At 37.8% G+C, this 16524-nt stretch carries 14 protein-coding genes and 1 pseudogene; 13 read left to right on the top strand and 2 right to left on the bottom strand.

What is annotated here, in order from left to right:
* Window positions 1-33 precede the first annotated feature (33 nt).
* Entirely contained in the window at window positions 34-501 is a 468-nt protein-coding gene (ribH, locus tag NQ550_RS13940; protein ID WP_025579513.1) for a 6,7-dimethyl-8-ribityllumazine synthase, read from the top strand.
* Here the strand turns inward: ribH and NQ550_RS13935 are convergent.
* Window positions 498-1583 carry an RluA family pseudouridine synthase gene (locus NQ550_RS13935; RefSeq protein WP_025579516.1) on the bottom strand — a complete coding sequence of 362 codons (1086 nt, stop codon included), beginning with the start codon at window positions 1581-1583 and terminating at the stop codon, window positions 498-500. The two genes, ribH and NQ550_RS13935, sit on opposite strands and share 4 nt — an antisense overlap.
* Before the next feature lie 231 nt (window positions 1584-1814).
* Between NQ550_RS13935 and NQ550_RS13930 the strand changes: the two genes are divergently transcribed.
* Window positions 1815-2735, top strand: coding sequence for a ketopantoate reductase family protein (locus tag NQ550_RS13930; protein ID WP_025579517.1), 921 nt, complete (start codon window positions 1815-1817; stop codon window positions 2733-2735).
* A 261-nt stretch (window positions 2736-2996) separates the two neighbouring features.
* Here the strand turns inward: NQ550_RS13930 and pckA are convergent, their stop codons facing one another.
* Entirely contained in the window at window positions 2997-4601 is a 1605-nt protein-coding gene (gene pckA / locus NQ550_RS13925; protein ID WP_008704006.1) for a phosphoenolpyruvate carboxykinase (ATP), read from the bottom strand.
* A gap of 460 nt (window positions 4602-5061) precedes the next feature.
* Between pckA and NQ550_RS13920 the strand changes: the two genes are divergently transcribed.
* The 11 genes and pseudogenes from NQ550_RS13920 (at window position 5062) to NQ550_RS13870 (ending at window position 16513) form a co-directional block, all read left to right on the top strand.
* Window positions 5062-5826, top strand: a complete 765-nt coding sequence (locus NQ550_RS13920; RefSeq protein ID WP_025579519.1) for a PIN domain-containing protein — start codon at window positions 5062-5064, stop codon at window positions 5824-5826.
* A gap of 258 nt (window positions 5827-6084) precedes the next feature.
* Window positions 6085-6426 (top strand): arsenate reductase family protein, encoded by a 342-nt coding sequence (locus NQ550_RS13915; protein WP_025579520.1) that lies wholly within the window; start codon window positions 6085-6087, stop codon window positions 6424-6426.
* A gap of 173 nt (window positions 6427-6599) precedes the next feature.
* A complete protein-coding gene (locus NQ550_RS13910; protein WP_025579521.1) occupies window positions 6600-7616 on the top strand; it encodes an AAA family ATPase in 1017 nt (338 codons plus the stop codon).
* The gene (locus NQ550_RS13905) at window positions 7613-8134 is read left to right on the top strand and encodes a hypothetical protein (RefSeq protein WP_025579522.1); all 522 of its coding nucleotides are present in this window, start codon (window positions 7613-7615) and stop codon (window positions 8132-8134) included. The genes NQ550_RS13910 and NQ550_RS13905 overlap by 4 nt, the downstream gene beginning before the upstream one ends.
* A 61-nt stretch (window positions 8135-8195) precedes the next feature.
* Window positions 8196-8672: a DUF1653 domain-containing protein gene (locus NQ550_RS13900; protein WP_025579524.1), complete on the top strand. Its 477-nt coding sequence runs from the start codon at window positions 8196-8198 to the stop codon at window positions 8670-8672.
* Between the two features lie 150 nt (window positions 8673-8822).
* Window positions 8823-9344 carry a cysteine hydrolase family protein gene (locus NQ550_RS13895; protein ID WP_025579526.1) on the top strand — a complete coding sequence of 174 codons (522 nt, stop codon included), beginning with the start codon at window positions 8823-8825 and terminating at the stop codon, window positions 9342-9344.
* 88 nt (window positions 9345-9432) lie between these two features.
* Window positions 9433-10035, top strand: a complete 603-nt coding sequence (locus NQ550_RS13890) for an HDIG domain-containing metalloprotein (RefSeq protein WP_025579527.1) — start codon at window positions 9433-9435, stop codon at window positions 10033-10035.
* A gap of 352 nt (window positions 10036-10387) precedes the next feature.
* Window positions 10388-10984: a class I SAM-dependent methyltransferase gene (locus tag NQ550_RS13885; protein WP_029677054.1), complete on the top strand. Its 597-nt coding sequence runs from the start codon at window positions 10388-10390 to the stop codon at window positions 10982-10984.
* Window positions 10954-13449, top strand: coding sequence for a DEAD/DEAH box helicase family protein (locus tag NQ550_RS13880; RefSeq protein WP_025579530.1), 2496 nt, complete (start codon window positions 10954-10956; stop codon window positions 13447-13449). Before NQ550_RS13885 ends, NQ550_RS13880 begins: the two co-directional genes overlap by 31 nt.
* Before the next feature lie 220 nt (window positions 13450-13669).
* A pseudogene (locus NQ550_RS13875) lies at window positions 13670-13816 on the top strand (transposase domain-containing protein); the annotation flags it as partial.
* Between the two features lie 489 nt (window positions 13817-14305).
* Window positions 14306-16513 carry an N-6 DNA methylase gene (locus NQ550_RS13870; protein ID WP_029677055.1) on the top strand — a complete coding sequence of 736 codons (2208 nt, stop codon included), beginning with the start codon at window positions 14306-14308 and terminating at the stop codon, window positions 16511-16513.
* The last annotated feature ends 11 nt before the right edge of the window (window positions 16514-16524 follow it).

Genomic DNA, 16524 nt, shown 5'->3' with positions numbered 1-16524 from the left:
AAAAATAAATTTACAGATGAAAGGATTAAAAAAATGAAAACATTAGAAGGAAAATTAGTATCAGATGGAATGAAAGTAGGAATTGTAGCAGCACGTTTCAATGAGTTCATTACTTCTAAACTGGTAAGCGGTGCAATGGATGGACTGACACGTCATAATGTAAAGGAAGAAGATATTCAGGTAGCCTGGGTGCCAGGTGCTTTTGAAATCCCGCTGATCGCGTCCAAAATGGCAAAAAGTGGAAAATATGATGCTGTGATCTGTGTTGGTGCAGTGATCCGTGGAAATACCAGCCATTATGATTATGTATGCAACGAAGTTTCCAAAGGTATTGCATCAGTGTCATTGGAAACAGGAGTTCCGGTATTGTTCGGAGTACTTACAACAGAGAATATCGAGCAGGCAATTGAGCGCGCAGGTACAAAAGCAGGAAATAAAGGCTATGACTGTGCACTCAGTGCCATTGAGATGGTAAATTTAATAAAAGAACTTGAGGCTTAAATAGAGCCAGGGCCAAAAAATGAAACCAGCTCACGAAAATCGAAAGGCAATGGAGCTTCCAGTGAGATAAATTCATCTTTGAAAGGATGCTGAAAAGAAACTCTCCATGCATGAAGTGCCGCACGTTTGAATGGATGTCGCAAGCATGATACTGGAGCTATATCTGCATCCTTATTAGGTGACTGTTTTTCAGTAATATTTTTTTCATACAACGAATCCCCAAGAAGTGGATGCCCAGTCGAAGACATATGGACACGGATCTGATGGGTACGTCCGGTGTCCAGTTTAAGTGTGACAAGTGACCAATCCTGACTGGTAAAGAGAGTATGATAATGAGTAACTGCTGTTTTGATTTTTCCTGATAATACAGAGGAATGTAAGGAAAGATCAGCAGCAGTTTTCATTTTCAGATGATTCGCAGGGTCCTGTATCAGCGGCAGATTTATGGTATGCCAGACATCAGGGGCATCTACAGGCAAAGCACCGGATACAACAGCAAGATACTGCTTATGGATCTTGCATGGAGACTTTACAGATTGAAGTCTCGAAGCAGCCACCTGATTCTTGGCAAAAATCACAATCCCGGAAGTTTCCTGATCCAGCCGTCCTACTGGACGGACGCAGACAGACTCATTTTTCTCTCGAAAGTAGTCGGCAACAAGATTGGAGAGACTGTCTGCATAATGTATTCCTGTCGGATGCGTAACCATTCCCGCCGGTTTATTAACTGCCAAAATATCTGTATCTTCATATACAATATCCAGAGAAAGAGAAGCTTCGGAAACTGGAATTGAAGCTTTATCACAATGAAGGCCTGCTTGAGTTTTACTACCGATTTTGAAATTATAATTTTCAAGATGTGCAGAAGCAGTCTGCGCTTCCTCCAGACAAACACGGATCACATCACCGGGATATGCTGTCTCAGTCACACGACAGCGTATCCCGTTTTTTGTAATCCCATCCAGTCGAAACTTCGCCTGACTGATCTGTCGTTTCGTAAGTCCTGCATTCTTTTTCAGGAATGCTTCAATTTTAATTTCTGCAGTTTGTTCATCTATTCTAAATTCCAGATATCGTTCCATCTTGATGATTCCTTTGCACAATTAATCGTATGGATAATTATTGCCATATTGTTTATATCCGTTTTACTGATGTCAGAGTTGGATAAATATTAATATATTGATATTACAGGTCAAAAAATAAACTGTCAATGCAAAATTATGTCGACGTAATGCATAAATATACTGAAGAAAAATTACAATTGTGCTATGATAATATAAGAAACAAACTATGAAAGCGGGGCAGAAAAAACTATGAAATACTTAATCATCGGAGCCGGCGGAACCGGCGGCGTTACCGGATATTATATGAAAAAAGCAGGCAAGGATGTAACTCTGATCGCCCGAGGCGAACACCTGAAAACAATCCAGGAACAGGGCCTTACCTTAGAAAAAATGTGGGACAAAACCGAAGAAACGATCACCATCCCGGCTACAGACATGGAACATTACACAGACCATCCAGACGTAATTTTTGCCTGCGTAAAAGGCTATTCCCTGGATGAAACCATTCCATTTATCAAACAGATCGCAAAGAAAACAACCATTGTAATTCCGGTCTTAAACATCTACGGAACCGGCGGAAAGATGCAGAAACAGCTTCCTGAGCTCCTTGTAACAGACGGATGCATCTACGTCTCCGCAAACATCAAAGAACCAGGCAGACTACTCCAACACGGCCAGATCCTGCGTATCGTATTTGGTGTGCGTGACAAAGCAGAATCCAGACCAGAACTGAAAGAAATCCAGAAAGACTTCTGCGACAGCCACATCGACGGAATCCTCTCCGAGAATATCCGCCGCGAAACTCTGGAGAAATTCTCCTACGTTTCCCCAATCGGTGCAGCAGGGCTCTACTACCACGCCACAGCCGCAGACTTTCAGAAAGAAGGCGAAGCCAGAGAACTCTTCAAAACCATGATAAGAGAAATCACCGCACTCGCAGAAGCCATGGGAGTCCCATTCCAGAAAGACATGGTAGATGTAAATTTAAAAATTCTCTCCAACCTAGCACCGGAAGCAACCACATCCATGCAGAGAGATATCATGGCAGGAAAACAGTCCGAAATCGACGGATTAGTCTATGAAGTAGTAAGAATGGGCGAAGAATACCACGTTCCGGTACCTGCATATAAGAAAGTGGCAGAGAGTCTTAGAACTCTGGTAAAAAAATAATAGAAGAAAGTGGGATGGTGTACAAATTAATACCAGAAATAGAAAACATTACTTTTAAGAACAATAAGTTTTTGATGCAGGGGATATCAATATTATTATAAACAAATTTATTGAAATAGATAAAATGATATAAGGAACCTGAAATCAGATATGAATATAGGGAAAGCAAAAGAATTTGTTGTCTGATATTTGGAACAGTACAAAAAAGGGATGCGAATCATTCGCATCCCTTTCGTATCATTTGGACAATTTAAGTTATAATTATAACTGAGGACCAGCTGCAACAAGTGCTTTACCAGCAGCGTTTCCTTCGTATTTAGCAAAGTTCTTGATGAATCTTCCAGCAAGATCTTTTGCTTTTTCTTCCCATTCAGAAGCGTCAGCATATGTGTCACGAGGATCAAGGATACCTGTGTCTACGCCGTTAAGCTCTGTAGGAACTTCGAAATCGAAGAATGGGATCTTCTTAGTAGGAGCGTTAAGGATATCTCCGTTAAGGATTGCATCGATGATACCACGAGTATCTTTGATGGAGATACGTTTTCCTGTTCCGTTCCATCCTGTGTTAACCAGGTAAGCTTTTGCTCCGCTCTTTTCCATTTTCTTAACAAGTTCTTCTGCGTATTTTGTCGGATGCAGTTCAAGGAATGCCTGTCCGAAGCAAGCAGAGAATGTAGGTGTAGGCTCTGTGATTCCACGCTCTGTACCAGCAAGTTTAGCTGTGAATCCAGACAGGAAATAGTACTGAGTCTGAGCTTCTGTCAGGATAGATACTGGAGGAAGTACTCCGAAAGCGTCTGCGGACAGGAAGATTACGTTCTTAGCTGCCGGTGCAGAAGAGATCGGGCGAACGATGTTTTCAATGTGGTTGATCGGATAAGATACACGAGTATTCTCTGTTACACTCTTATCTGCGAAATCAATCTTGCCTTCAGCATCAAGTGTTACGTTCTCAAGAAGAGCGTTACGTTTGATTGCATTGTAGATGTCCGGCTCAGATTCTTTGTCAAGGTTGATAACTTTAGCGTAGCATCCGCCTTCGAAGTTGAATACGCCGTTGTCATCCCAGCCATGCTCGTCATCACCGATCAGGAGACGTTTCGGGTCTGTGGAAAGAGTTGTTTTACCTGTTCCGGAAAGACCGAAGAAGATAGCTGTGTTTTCGCCGTTCATATCTGTGTTTGCAGAGCAGTGCATGGAAGCCATGCCTTTAAGTGGAAGGAAGTAGTTCATCATAGAGAACATACCTTTCTTCATTTCTCCGCCGTACCATGTGTTTACGATAACCTGCTCTTTAGTTGTGATGTTGAACATTACAGCTGTTTCAGAGTTAAGGCCTAATTCTTTATAGTTTTCAACTTTAGCTTTGGAAGCGTTGTATACAACGAAATCTGGCTCGAAGTTTTCAAGTTCTTCAGCTGTTGGCTGGATGAACATATTTGTTACGAAATGTGCCTGCCAAGCAACTTCAACGATGAAACGGATAGCCATACGAGTATCTTTGTTAGCACCGCAGAATGCATCTACTACGAAAAGTCTCTTGTTGGAGAGCTCTTTTTTAGCGATTTCTTTTACTGCATTCCATGCTTCCTGAGTTGCAGGATGGTTATCGTTTTTGTATTCGTCTGTTGTCCACCATACTGTATCTTTGGAGTTCTCATCCATAACGATGTATTTATCTTTAGGAGAACGTCCTGTGTAGATACCTGTCATAACGTTAACTGCACCAAGTTCGCTGACCTGACCTTTTTCAAAGCCTTCCAGTTCCGGTTTGGTTTCTTCTTCAAATAATACTTCATAAGAAGGATTGTAGACAATTTCTGTAGTTCCGGTAATGCCATACTTGCTTAAATCGATTTTTGCCATCTTACGTTTAACCTCTTTTCTTCGTTAATGAAAGCGCCTGTTTAAACAGGCTTAAGATACCTTACCATAAAAGCGAATGGGTATCGCTTCTCTTTTACTATTATACATATTTAACGCTTAAAATCAACAGGATTTTTGCCTTTTTTTGAATTTTGTTAAAGATTTATCAACTGGAATTTGATGAAAAATCCGTCATTTTTCACAAAAGGTATGTAAATTTATTATAGTGGCAATATGGGAATACTATTCGTGGATATGATAATATTCTGTCTGACTGGAACAGGCAGGAAAGACAACCAGGAAATACTAACCAGGAAAGCTGCCACTATGTGGTTGTGCTGATAAAAGATGCATGTTAAAATAGGAAAGAATTATCCGGCTGAAAAATGACAGAGTATTATACAGCAGAGAAAAATAAAGGTTACTGTGAACGGAGTGAACATTAACAAATAAAGAGAGGATGAAGATTATTAAAACTTATTATTTGATTGATTATGAAAATGTAGGAAGTGAAGGCTTCAAAGGATGCGAAAAATTACGGGAAACAGATATTATCCATCTTTTTTATACAGACAACAGCAGAAAAATAGACCTTGATATTATCAATGATCACGGAGAAGCAAAGCTGGTCACACATAAAGTACCGACAGGAAATCAGTCAGCAGATATGCATCTGGGATCTTATCTGGGATATCTGATAGGAAAAGAATGCACAGGTCAGGATGAAGAATGCAAAATTGTTGTAATCAGCAAAGATACAGGCTTTGACCATATTATAGAGTTCTGGAAAACAGAAAAAGATGTGAAAGTCTCCAGAAACGAAAAGATTTCCGGAAAACAGGTGCATACAAGGAAACAGGTAAAAAAACAGACCGGTAAAGAAAAAGACGGACAGATGACCGAACAATCCGGTCAGAAAACAGAAAAACAGTTGGATGAACAACCTGAAAAACAGTCTGTCAAACAATCAGAGAATCAGAATACAAAAAAGCCAAAACAAAAGATAATTGATATGAATGCCGGAACAAAGAAATTACAGCAGGAACTGGTATTGGTTCTCGACAAGGCAGGCATGCCAAAGGAAGTGGTAAATTATGTTTCAACAACTGTGGAAAAAAACGCAGAAGACAAAAACAGAAAACAGCAGATTTACAGATCTATCATTTCCAAATACGGACAGACAAAAGGACTGAATATCTATAACCATATTAAAAAGAAAATCTAATGGAATAAAAAATAACGGAATAAAAGAAGGAGGCCGGGAATCTCATCGATTCCCGGCAAAAGTATGAAAAAGAAAAAGTTTTATTTGCAATTACTCTTTGCTCTGTACAGGTAATAATATAACCGGAAAATGTGAGAAATATGTGGTGAGAATTTGAAAAAAATGTGAAATGGATGGAAATTTAAAATGAACAGGCAGGAAAAGAGAAAATATAGCAGGAACAATAATTCTTAAAAAAATGGGAGAAAGCATTAGACTATGAATATACAAATATTCGGAACAAAGAAAAACTTTGACAGCAAGAAAGCAGAACGCTATTTCAAAGAACGGGGAATTAAATATCAGTTTATAGATATGAAAGAAAAAGGCTTAAGTAAAGGAGAATTCCAGTCTGTCTGCCAGGCAGTTGGTGGTTATAACAAGCTGATAGATACTGACTGCAAGGATAAAGACCTGCTGGCATTGATCACTTATATCGCAGAGGAAGACAAAGCAGAGAAAATCCTCGAAAACCAGAGTATCATCAAAGTCCCTGTGGTAAGAAACGGAAAACAGGCGACAGTAGGATATCAGCCGGAGATATGGAAGAACTGGAAGTGATAATTATAGCCTTTTACAAGCTTTCAGATTTTACAATATTATATTGAATAAAATAGCTGTTTGACATATTTATATGTGTTATAATATAAAATTATTATAGAAGTTACTTTATATTGTCGTGCGACAGATATAATGAACTGATTTATAAAAATGGAAATATTGAGGTGATGGAAATGCCATTAACAAAGATTGCAGCAGAGAATTTTACGGTATTTGAAGATATAAAGATTCCTTTTTGTGAAGGATTAAATGTATTAGTTGGTGAAAATGGTGTGGGAAAGACTCATATTATGAAATTAGCCTATGCAGCATGTCAGGCTTCCAAACATGATGTGTCTTTTTCACAGAAAACAACTATGTTATTTCGTCCTGATCAGTCTGGAATTGGACGTCTGGTAAACAGAGGAAAGAGTGGAAGCAATAAAGCCATGGTTTCTGTGGAATCTGATACTGCCAAAATAGGAATGACATTTTCAACCAAAACACGAAAATGGGATGCAGAGATTAATTCAGAAGAGAAATGGGAAAAGCAGATGTCTGATCTCACAAGCGTATTTATTCCGGCAAAAGAGATTTTGTCAAATGCCTGGAATCTGGATGCTGCAGTAAAAATGGGAAATGTGGAATTTGATGATACGTATCTGGATATTATTGCGGCTGCCAAAATTGACATTTCCAGAGGAGTGAATTCAACTGTAAGGAAAAAATATCTGGATATTTTACAGAAAATCAGTAATGGGAAAGTAACATTGAATGAGGATCGTTTTTATTTAAAACCTGGTACACAGGCAAAGTTAGAATTTAATTTGGTAGCAGAAGGATTACGTAAAATTGCTCTTTTATGGCAGTTGATAAAAAACGGGACACTGGAGAAGGGATCCGTTTTGTTTTGGGACGAGCCAGAAGCAAATATCAATCCGAAATATATTCCGGTGTTGGCAGAATTGTTGATCATGCTGGAGACAGAAGGTGTACAGATTTTTGTTTCTACACATGACTATTTTTTGTCCAAATATATTGAAGTAAAGCGGAGACAGGACAGCAAAGTGCAGTACATTTCCTTATATAAAAATGAAAACAGCAAAGTATTATGTGAGATAGCTCCGGAATTTGAATTGTTGGAACATAATACAATTATGGATACATTCCGTCAGTTGTATCGAGAAGAAATCGGGGTGGCATTAAAGTGAGCGTTATACCAGAATCAGGAATGAATTTTGGAAAATATGATGAAAAAGATTTATTTCATATTGAAACATCTGAAATTTATAAAAAACTTGGAGATGGAATCCCAACGGTTGAGTTTATCCTGAAATATAATGAAAATAATATAGTGTTTCTGGAAGCAAAGAAAAGTTGTCCAAATGTGGCGAATCGATATGAATCGAAAGAAAAAGAACAGAAATTCGAAGAATATTATGGTTCAATAACTGAGAAGTTTATATCATCTTTGCAGATATATCTGGCGGCAATTATGAACAGATATCAGGATACGTCAGAGATAGGAGACAATCTTCGATCAGTAAGCAATATGAAAGATGTAAAATTAAAATTTATTCTGGTTGTAAAAAACGCAGAAGATATTACGTGGCTAGCTGGGCCATTGGCAGAATTAAGAGCCAGATTGCTTAAGGTCAGAAAAATATGGGGTGTTGAGGTGGTTGTTTTAAATGAAGAACTTGCTGGAGAATATAATCTAACGTGTTAGAGCGTGAAATCAGTACTTTTCTAATTACATGAAGTAAGAACTATATACAGGAGATGATAAAATGGCAAAGATCAGAATCATAAAGAAAAATAATGACTGTAGCATGGAGTATGAAGTAGGTGATATTTGCGAGGTCACAGGTACCTGGTATGGCGGTGTCCACATCAACGGCCGTTCCGGAATTCCGGTTTCCCTTGATAAAGAAGAATATATGGAACTCAATACAGAACCGGAAGAACCTGACAGTGCGGAAAATGAAAATACATCGGAACCACCGGAACACAATATCCATGCAGGCGACATTGTACAGCATTTCAAAAGAGAATGGGTATCCCCGGATACTTCCGAATATCTTTATAAAGTCCTTGCAGTAGCCCATCACACAGAAAATGGTGAGAAACTGATGATCTACCAGGCACTCTATGCACCTTTTAAGATCTGCGCCAGACCCTATGACATGTTCATGAGTGAAGTGGACAGAGAAAAATATCCGGATATTAAACAAAAGTACAGATTTGAGAAATATGCTGCAAAATAGATGATTGATATTTCAGTAAAGCAGGCACTTCTGCCTGTACAAAAGCACTTTGTTGTTGTATAGTAATAACAAATAATAACAGCATACGTTTCCAGAGATTTTATAGCATTATCTGAAAAAATGTGCAGAAAGAACGAAAGGGAAGGAAATATGCAGAAGGTATTAGTAGTTGTAGACATGCAGAATGACTTCATCGACGGAGCTCTTGGAACAAAAGAGGCAGTTGCCATTGTACCTGGTGTAAAAGAGAAAATCGAAAATTTTGATGGAGTTGTTCTTTTTACCAGAGACACCCATGAAACTTACTATCTCGACACCCAGGAAGGAAAGAATCTTCCTGTACCGCATTGCATCCGTGACACTGAAGGATGGCAGATCAGAAGCGAATTAGATGCACTCAGAAAAACAGAACCCATTGACAAAGAAACTTTCGGTTCCACAACTCTGGCAGGAGAATTACAGATGTTAGATGAAGATCAGGGAATCGAAAGTATCACATTCGTAGGTTTATGCACAGACATCTGTGTTATTTCCAATGCACTTCTGGTTAAAGCATCTCTCCCGGAAGTTCCGATCATCGTAGACGCTAAATGCTGCGCAGGCGTAACACCGGAAAGCCATGAGAATGCACTGAAAGCAATGGAAGCATGTCAGATCCAGATTGACAGATAAACTGCAGAGCAGTTATTCAGTTATAAACAAGCAGTAAAGCAGATGATTTTATCCACCTGACAATTCAGATATGAGGAGTGACAAAATAATGAAAACAATTACACGAGATGAGGCATTCACATTATTAAAGAAATACAACAAGGATCCCTTCCACATTCAGCATGCCCTGACTGTAGAAGCAGTAATGAAATGGTATGCCAATGAACTTGGCTATGGCGAAGATGCAGAATACTGGGGAATTGTAGGGCTCCTCCACGACATCGACTTTGAACTATATCCGGAAGAACACTGTCTGAAAGCTCCGGAAATGCTCCGCGAAGCAGGCGTAGGCGAAGACGTGATCCATTCAGTTGTATCCCACGGCTACGGTATCACAGTAGGATGTGGCGCAACCATTGACGTAGCACCGGAACACGAAATGGAAAAAGTACTCTTTGCAGCAGACGAACTTACAGGACTTATCTGGGCAGCAGCACTTATGAGACCATCCAAAAGCACAAAAGACATGGAACTCAAATCCCTCAAGAAGAAATACAAGAGCAAAGGCTTCGCAGCAGGATGCTCCAGAGAAGTTATTGAACGCGGCGCTGACCAGCTCGGCTGGGAACTGCAGAGGCTTCTCACTATGACACTGCAGGCAATGGCAGACTGCGAGGATGAGATTAAGGCAGAGATGGATGCGGAAGAGTAATGGAATGTCTGATTTATTGACTTATTACCAGAAATGAATGATGGAATCAGAGAACCAGACTGTATGTAGGGGAAGAAACCTATGTGCAGTCTGGCTTTCTTTTTTATATGGAAGTTGATGAAAGAGAAAAGATATCAAAAAAGAAATATGCAACAGTTTTTGCGTATTATAGATAAGTGAATATAACAAAAAATGTCTGACGAAAATTGTTGCTGTTTATGTCAAAAAAATGTATAATATGTCACAAAGAAGTTAGATTTATCAGAAAAATTAAGGCATAAGAAACAAAACAGGTATTTTGCAGATAAAACAGGAGTGAAATCAGTGCTGGATGGCATTTGGTAGTAAATATATGGCAGATATAGATAAAACATTAAAATATTACAACGAAAATGCGCAGTCTTTTGCCTCTGGGACTGTTTCGGTAAAGTTTACAGAAGTGCAAGATAAATTTCTGGAGAAACTTAACCCAGATGCGTATATTCTTGACTTTGGCTGCGGTGCAGGTAGAGATACAAAGTACTTTCTGAGTCGTGGATATCAGGTAGATGCAGTTGATGGTTCAGAACAATTGTGTCGGATTGCAAGTGAATATACGGGAATCAAAGTCAGGCAGATGCTGTTTCAGGAATTGGATGAAAAAGAAAAATATGATGGCATATGGGCTTGTGCATCTATTCTCCATTTGCCGAAAAAACAACTGCGTGAAGTTTTGAAAAATATGTATGCAGCATTGAAATCGAAAGGATGGATTTATACCTCTTTCAAATACGGAGAATTTGAAGGTGAACGGAACGGAAGATATTTTACCGATTTTACGACAGATACATTTAAAGATTTCATACATGACATGCATGGCCTTAAAATAGAAGAACATTGGATCACAGGAGATGTCCGACCGGGAAGAGGTGAGGAAAAATGGCTGAATTTACTTCTGCAGAAAAAGTAAACATCGGGTATGAAAACGAATATTCCACAGATGCAATGACTGGCGGACCGGATAAAAGAAGACAGCTATATTATCAGCTGATACAGAGCATGAAAAAAGCAGAAAGCGTTGATATCATTGTCTCTTTTCTTATGGAATCCGGAGTGAGAATGTTGCTGAAAGAACTGGAACATACTTTAAAACGTGGAGCCAAAATCCGAATCCTGACAGGAAACTACCTTGGAATTACACAGCCATCAGCACTATATCTGATCAAAAGAAAACTTGGTGACAGAGTTGATCTTAGATTTTATTGTGAAAAAGGACGTTCTTTTCATCCAAAGTCTTACATTTTCCATTATACAGATCACAGTGAACTTTATATCGGTTCTTCCAATATTTCCAGAAGTGCGCTGACCTCAGGAATAGAATGGAATTATCGGTTCAGCAGTCAGAAAGACCCAGAAAACTACAAAGAGTTCTTTCGTACATTTGAAGATTTATTTGCGAATCATTCCATTATCATTGATGACAAAGAATTAAAACGTTACTCCCAGAACTGGCATCGTCCGGCGGTGGCAAAAGACCTTGACAGATATGACTTTACAGAGTCGGAAACAAATGATACGAAAATAAAACCTTTATATGAACCAAGAGGAGCACAGATCGAGGCATTGTGCGCATTGGAAGATACAAGAGCAGAAGGAGCACAGAAAGCACTCATTCAGGCTGCAACAGGCATCGGGAAAACATTTTTGGCTGCTTTTGATTCAAAAAAATATGAGAAAGTGTTGTTTGTTGCACATAGGGAAGAGATTCTGAAACAGGCAGCAGTTTCTTTTCAGAATGTAAGGAATTCCAAAGACTATGGATTTTTTATGGGAGAAGAGAAGTGCACAGATAAGCCACTTATATTTGCTTCGGTAGCGACCATTGGAAAACCGGAATATTTAAATGAAAAATATTTCGATCCAGATTACTTCAATTACGTGGTGATTGATGAATTTCATCATGCAGTCAATGACCAATATCGAAGAATTGTAGAATATTTCAGACCGCAGTTTCTCCTTGGACTGACGGCAACGCCTGAGAGAATGGATGGCAAAAATATATATGAAATCTGCGATTATAATGTGCCGTATGAGATTTCACTGAAAGACGGAATCAATAAGGGAATGCTGGTTCCGTTTCATTACTATGGAATTTATGATGAGACTGACTACACAAAGCTACATATAGTTAAGGGGAAATATGCAGAAGAAGAACTGAACAGAACTTATATCGGGAATGCTTACAGGCATGAGTTGATTTACAAATATTACTGCAAATATGGCTCCAGGCAGGCATTAGGATTCTGCTGTTCCAGAAAACATGCAGAAGAAATGGCAAAAGAATTCGGTAAAAGAGGAATTCCGTCGGCAGCAGTTTATAGTAATGCAGATGGAGAGTTTTCCATGGATAGAGCAGAAGCGATTGAGAAACTGAAAAATGGAGAAATCAAAGTTATCTTTTCAGTGGATATGTTCAACGAAGGCGTAGATATTCCATCAGTCGATATGGTAATGTTCCTGCGTCCGACAGAATCCCCGGTTGTCTTTCTACAGCAGCTTGGAAGAGGATTGCGCAGAAATAAGGGAAAAGAATATCTCAATGTTCTGGACTTTATCGGCAATTATGAAAAAGCGGGAAGAGTCAGGTATTTGCTGACAGGGAAAAACAAAACAGGAAAAGAAACATATTATCCGGCAGATAAAGCGGATTATCCAGATGAATGCTTCGTTGATTTTGATATGAGATTGATTGATCTGTTTGCGGAAATGGACAAGAAACAACTGACAATCAAAGAACAGATCAGAAATGAGTATTTCCGGATCAAAGAATTGCTTGGCAAACAACCAACCAGAATGGATTTGTTTACTTATATGGATGATGATGTGTATCAGATGGCGGTCACACATTCGAATGAGAACCCGTTTAAAAAGTATTTGAATTATCTGGAAGAATTGGATGAACTCACAGATGAGCAGAAAAGACTCAGCCAGGGAATAGGAAAAGACTTTATAAATCTGCTGGAAAACACCAACATGAGCAAGGTGTATAAAATGCCGGTACTGATGGCTTTTTATAACCATGGGAATGTGAGAATGGAGGTGTCAGAGGCGGAACTTCTGGCAAGCTGGAAAGAATTCTTCTCTACAGGAACAAACTGGAAAGATTTAGAGAAAGAGATTACATATGAAGAATATCGCAAGATTTCGGATAAGAACCATATCCAAAAGATAATGAAAATGCCGGTACACTTTCTGTTAAAATCTGGGGAAGAATTCTTTGTGAAAAAGGATGGCGCGGCGTTGGCATTGAGGGATGAAATGGAAGAAATTGTGAAGGAGCCAGTGCTGGCGGAACAAATGAAGGATGTTATTGAGTATAGGGCGATGGACTATTATCGGAGACGGTATAAAGAGCAGATAAAAGCACTTTTATAGTGATGGATAAGATGCGTATGGAATCAGAAAATTATGTGTATAAAAAAGAAATAGACTGGTCTACATTGATGGAAGGCATTCATGAAATGATTTTTCTGGATAAAATGAACATGAATTGCGTAAATCGAGTGAATTGCGCGAAATCATGTTAAAAATGTTGTTGGAGTGATTATCTCAGAAATATGATAAATTGAAAAGGTACTGGTTATTGAGGATTAACAATAGTTCAGTGATCATTAATAGTATCACAGAAACTGCAAAGGCAAATAATTTGAAACCATTTGACCATTTCGAATATTGGCTTACGGAGATTCCTAGACATGTAGATGACAAAAATAAAGAGTTTCTTGCAAAACTTCTGCCATGATTGGATACATTGTCAAAAAATATTAGAAAACCGTAAAAAGTCAGTGAGAAATAAACAGATAGCAAAAGCGGTCTGTTATTTGTTAAGGCATTTGGCTTCTATCGTTTAATATAAAGCAAACTGTAGGAAGGTTTTATAAACTGTAGCCATGTATCAGTTATTCGGTACATGATATCACGATATCCATCACTCCCGGATCTGTTTTTGAGGTAAATAAAAATCGTTAAAGCCAGTAAAATCAATAGATTAGGGCTTGACAGAAGAAAGATACGTGAGGGCTATCGCATATAACAAGCTATGGAAATTGCTGATTGCTAAAGAAATGACAAAGGTATAATTAAAGGAAACTATTAGAATGGGTTTTGGTATGTTGGCTAAACTAGAAAAGAATCAACGAGTAAGCTGAAAGAATATACAAATAATTTCATTGTAATTTTGGCGATATTATAGATTATATTATAGATTATATTATAAAGAGGAGCATTAACGATGAAAACAAATGAGGCGATAAAGAAAATTATTTTAGAAGGACAAAATAATAACTTGATAAAAATAAGTGATGATTCATCTACAATAACATATATAAATCAAAATATATCTAGGAATTATAATAATCCTGAAGAAAAAATACAGGCTGAAACTTTTTGTGAATTGGTACTAAAATATAACTATCCTGTTGAACAGGTTCAACAATATGTGAAGGTAACGGTAGGCTCAGACGTCAAAGAAGCAGATATTATAGTATATAATGATAGTGCATGTAAGAAGCCACATATTATTGTTGAGTGTAAAAAAGAAGAGACAACAGAGCAAGAGTTTAAACAGGCAGTTCGCCAAGCATATGCATATGCTTTTGCTACTGCGGGAACTGTAAAATATATTTGGGTTACTTCTGGAATCAAAGATGAATACTATTCTTTTGATAAAGAAATAGATAGTAGAGAAAGTGTAACTGATATTCCGCAATATAAGGTAGAAAGACTAGCAAGTTATAAATTTGCAAAAAATGGAGGGGTTACTGAAGACGGACAAAAACTTTCTCCATTATATACTGTTGAAGAGTCAGAATTAACGAATCGTTTTAAGCAAGCACATCAGGCCTTATGGGGTGGGGGAGAATTAAATCCGTCAGAAGCCTTTGATGAGCTTGATAAGTTGATTTTTTGTAAAATATTTGACGAAAAGAAAAAACGTAAAAATGGTGAACCTTATGATTTTCAAATTATTAAGGTTGAACCCAAAAGTAGAGATAAAAGAGATATTGAAAAGGCAGATAGAGAAACAACAGAAAACCTTTTGAAACGATTAATATCCTTATATGAAGAGGGAAAAACGATTGGTGAAAGAAAAAATGATACTGAAATTTTTAGAGAAGGTATTAAGCTAAATGCAGCAAAAGCTCGTACTGTGGTAGGTTATCTTGAAGGTGTAGATTTACTACACACCGACCTTGACAGTAAGGGAAGAGCCTTTGAAACTTTTATGGGATCATTTTTTAGAGGAGATTTTGGACAATATTTTACCCCAAGGAATATTGTAAGCTTTATTGTTGATAGTCTACCAATAGATGAAAGTAAGCGTGTCCTTGATACTTCATGTGGCAGTGGTGGATTTTTACTTCATGCTCTTGATAAAGTTAGGAAAGCGGTAAGAGAATTTTATGAGATAAAAGAAAGTGAAAAAGAGACCCAAGAATGTCATGATCAATGGCATGATTTTGCTAAGTATAACTTGTATGGTATTGAGATAAATGAGCAAATCTCAAGAACTGCCAAAATGAATATGATAATCCATGATGATGGACACACGAATGTTGTATCTGCAGACGGACTTATTTCTCCAGATGATTTACGCTTAAAAACAAATAATGATGGATTCAAGGAAAATTCTTTCGACTACATTATTACGAATCCTCCATTTGGGTCAATCGTGAAGCAAACTGAAAAGGCATATCTACATCAGTATAAGATGGGAATTAAAGACGTTGATTGGCTTAATCCAAATAGCAAAGTTTCTGAAAGACCTAGTCAAAGTACGGAGGTTTTATTTATTGAGCAAGCAGAAAAATATCTTGTCGAAGGTGGGTATTTGGCTATAGTTGTGCCTGATGGCGTACTGACTAATTCAAGCATGCAATATGTACGGGATTATATTAGCGATACATTTAGAATTGTCGCCATAATTTCTATGCCTCAAACTGCTTTTTCTGCTAATGGTGCAGGTGTAAAAAGTTCTGTAATGTTTTTAAAAAAATTTTCAGCATCAGAAAAACAAACTCGTATTGATTTAAGAAACAATATACAAAACAATTTAATTTCTAATTCTGAGGATGGGATTAGATTGTTTGAACTTTTGAAGAAAAAGAAAGGTGAAATTTCTAAGATAAATAAGCAAATTAAGCAGGCAGAAAAGAAACAAAACAAATCGGAAGTTGAAATATTAAAAAATAAAAAGCAAGTAATTACCGAAGAGTATGATGAACAAATTGAGTTTACAAAAGAAACTCTCTCAGATATGTATTTAGAACAATACAAACGTATATTAAATGACTATCCAATTTTCATGGCAATTGCAGAAGATATAGGCTATGACGCTACAGGCAAAGAAACGAAAGGAAATGAATTGCCTGCTATTTCGGAAGAGCTAGTAAAATTTATCAAAGCAATAGAAGAAGGGAACGACCGTTTTTTTCAATAAGCCCCAATTTT

Origin of the sequence: Blautia wexlerae DSM 19850, assembly GCF_025148125.1 — a bacterium.
Lineage (GTDB): Bacteria > Bacillota > Clostridia > Lachnospirales > Lachnospiraceae > Blautia_A > Blautia_A wexlerae.
Note: the sequence above shows the minus strand (reverse complement) of the source record. Positions and strands in the feature narration are given on the sequence as shown.

What these genes read in the sequence shown, in the direction of transcription:
- NQ550_RS13935 (WP_025579516.1), bottom strand. Translation starts at nt 1,583, where the DNA reads ATGGAACGATATCTGGAATTTAGAATAGATGAACAAACTGCAGAAATT.
- NQ550_RS13890 (WP_025579527.1), top strand. Translation starts at nt 9,433, where the DNA reads ATGAAAACAATTACACGAGATGAGGCATTCACATTATTAAAGAAATAC.
- NQ550_RS13900 (WP_025579524.1), top strand. Translation starts at nt 8,196, where the DNA reads ATGGCAAAGATCAGAATCATAAAGAAAAATAATGACTGTAGCATGGAG.
- NQ550_RS13895 (WP_025579526.1), top strand. Translation starts at nt 8,823, where the DNA reads ATGCAGAAGGTATTAGTAGTTGTAGACATGCAGAATGACTTCATCGAC.
- NQ550_RS13930 (WP_025579517.1), top strand. Translation starts at nt 1,815, where the DNA reads ATGAAATACTTAATCATCGGAGCCGGCGGAACCGGCGGCGTTACCGGA.
- NQ550_RS13910 (WP_025579521.1), top strand. Translation starts at nt 6,600, where the DNA reads ATGCCATTAACAAAGATTGCAGCAGAGAATTTTACGGTATTTGAAGAT.
- NQ550_RS13915 (WP_025579520.1), top strand. Translation starts at nt 6,085, where the DNA reads ATGAATATACAAATATTCGGAACAAAGAAAAACTTTGACAGCAAGAAA.
- NQ550_RS13880 (WP_025579530.1), top strand. Translation starts at nt 10,954, where the DNA reads ATGGCTGAATTTACTTCTGCAGAAAAAGTAAACATCGGGTATGAAAAC.
- NQ550_RS13920 (WP_025579519.1), top strand. Translation starts at nt 5,062, where the DNA reads ATGAAGATTATTAAAACTTATTATTTGATTGATTATGAAAATGTAGGA.
- ribH (WP_025579513.1), top strand. Translation starts at nt 34, where the DNA reads ATGAAAACATTAGAAGGAAAATTAGTATCAGATGGAATGAAAGTAGGA.
- NQ550_RS13870 (WP_029677055.1), top strand. Translation starts at nt 14,306, where the DNA reads ATGAAAACAAATGAGGCGATAAAGAAAATTATTTTAGAAGGACAAAAT.
- NQ550_RS13885 (WP_029677054.1), top strand. Translation starts at nt 10,388, where the DNA reads ATGGCAGATATAGATAAAACATTAAAATATTACAACGAAAATGCGCAG.
- pckA (WP_008704006.1), bottom strand. Translation starts at nt 4,601, where the DNA reads ATGGCAAAAATCGATTTAAGCAAGTATGGCATTACCGGAACTACAGAA.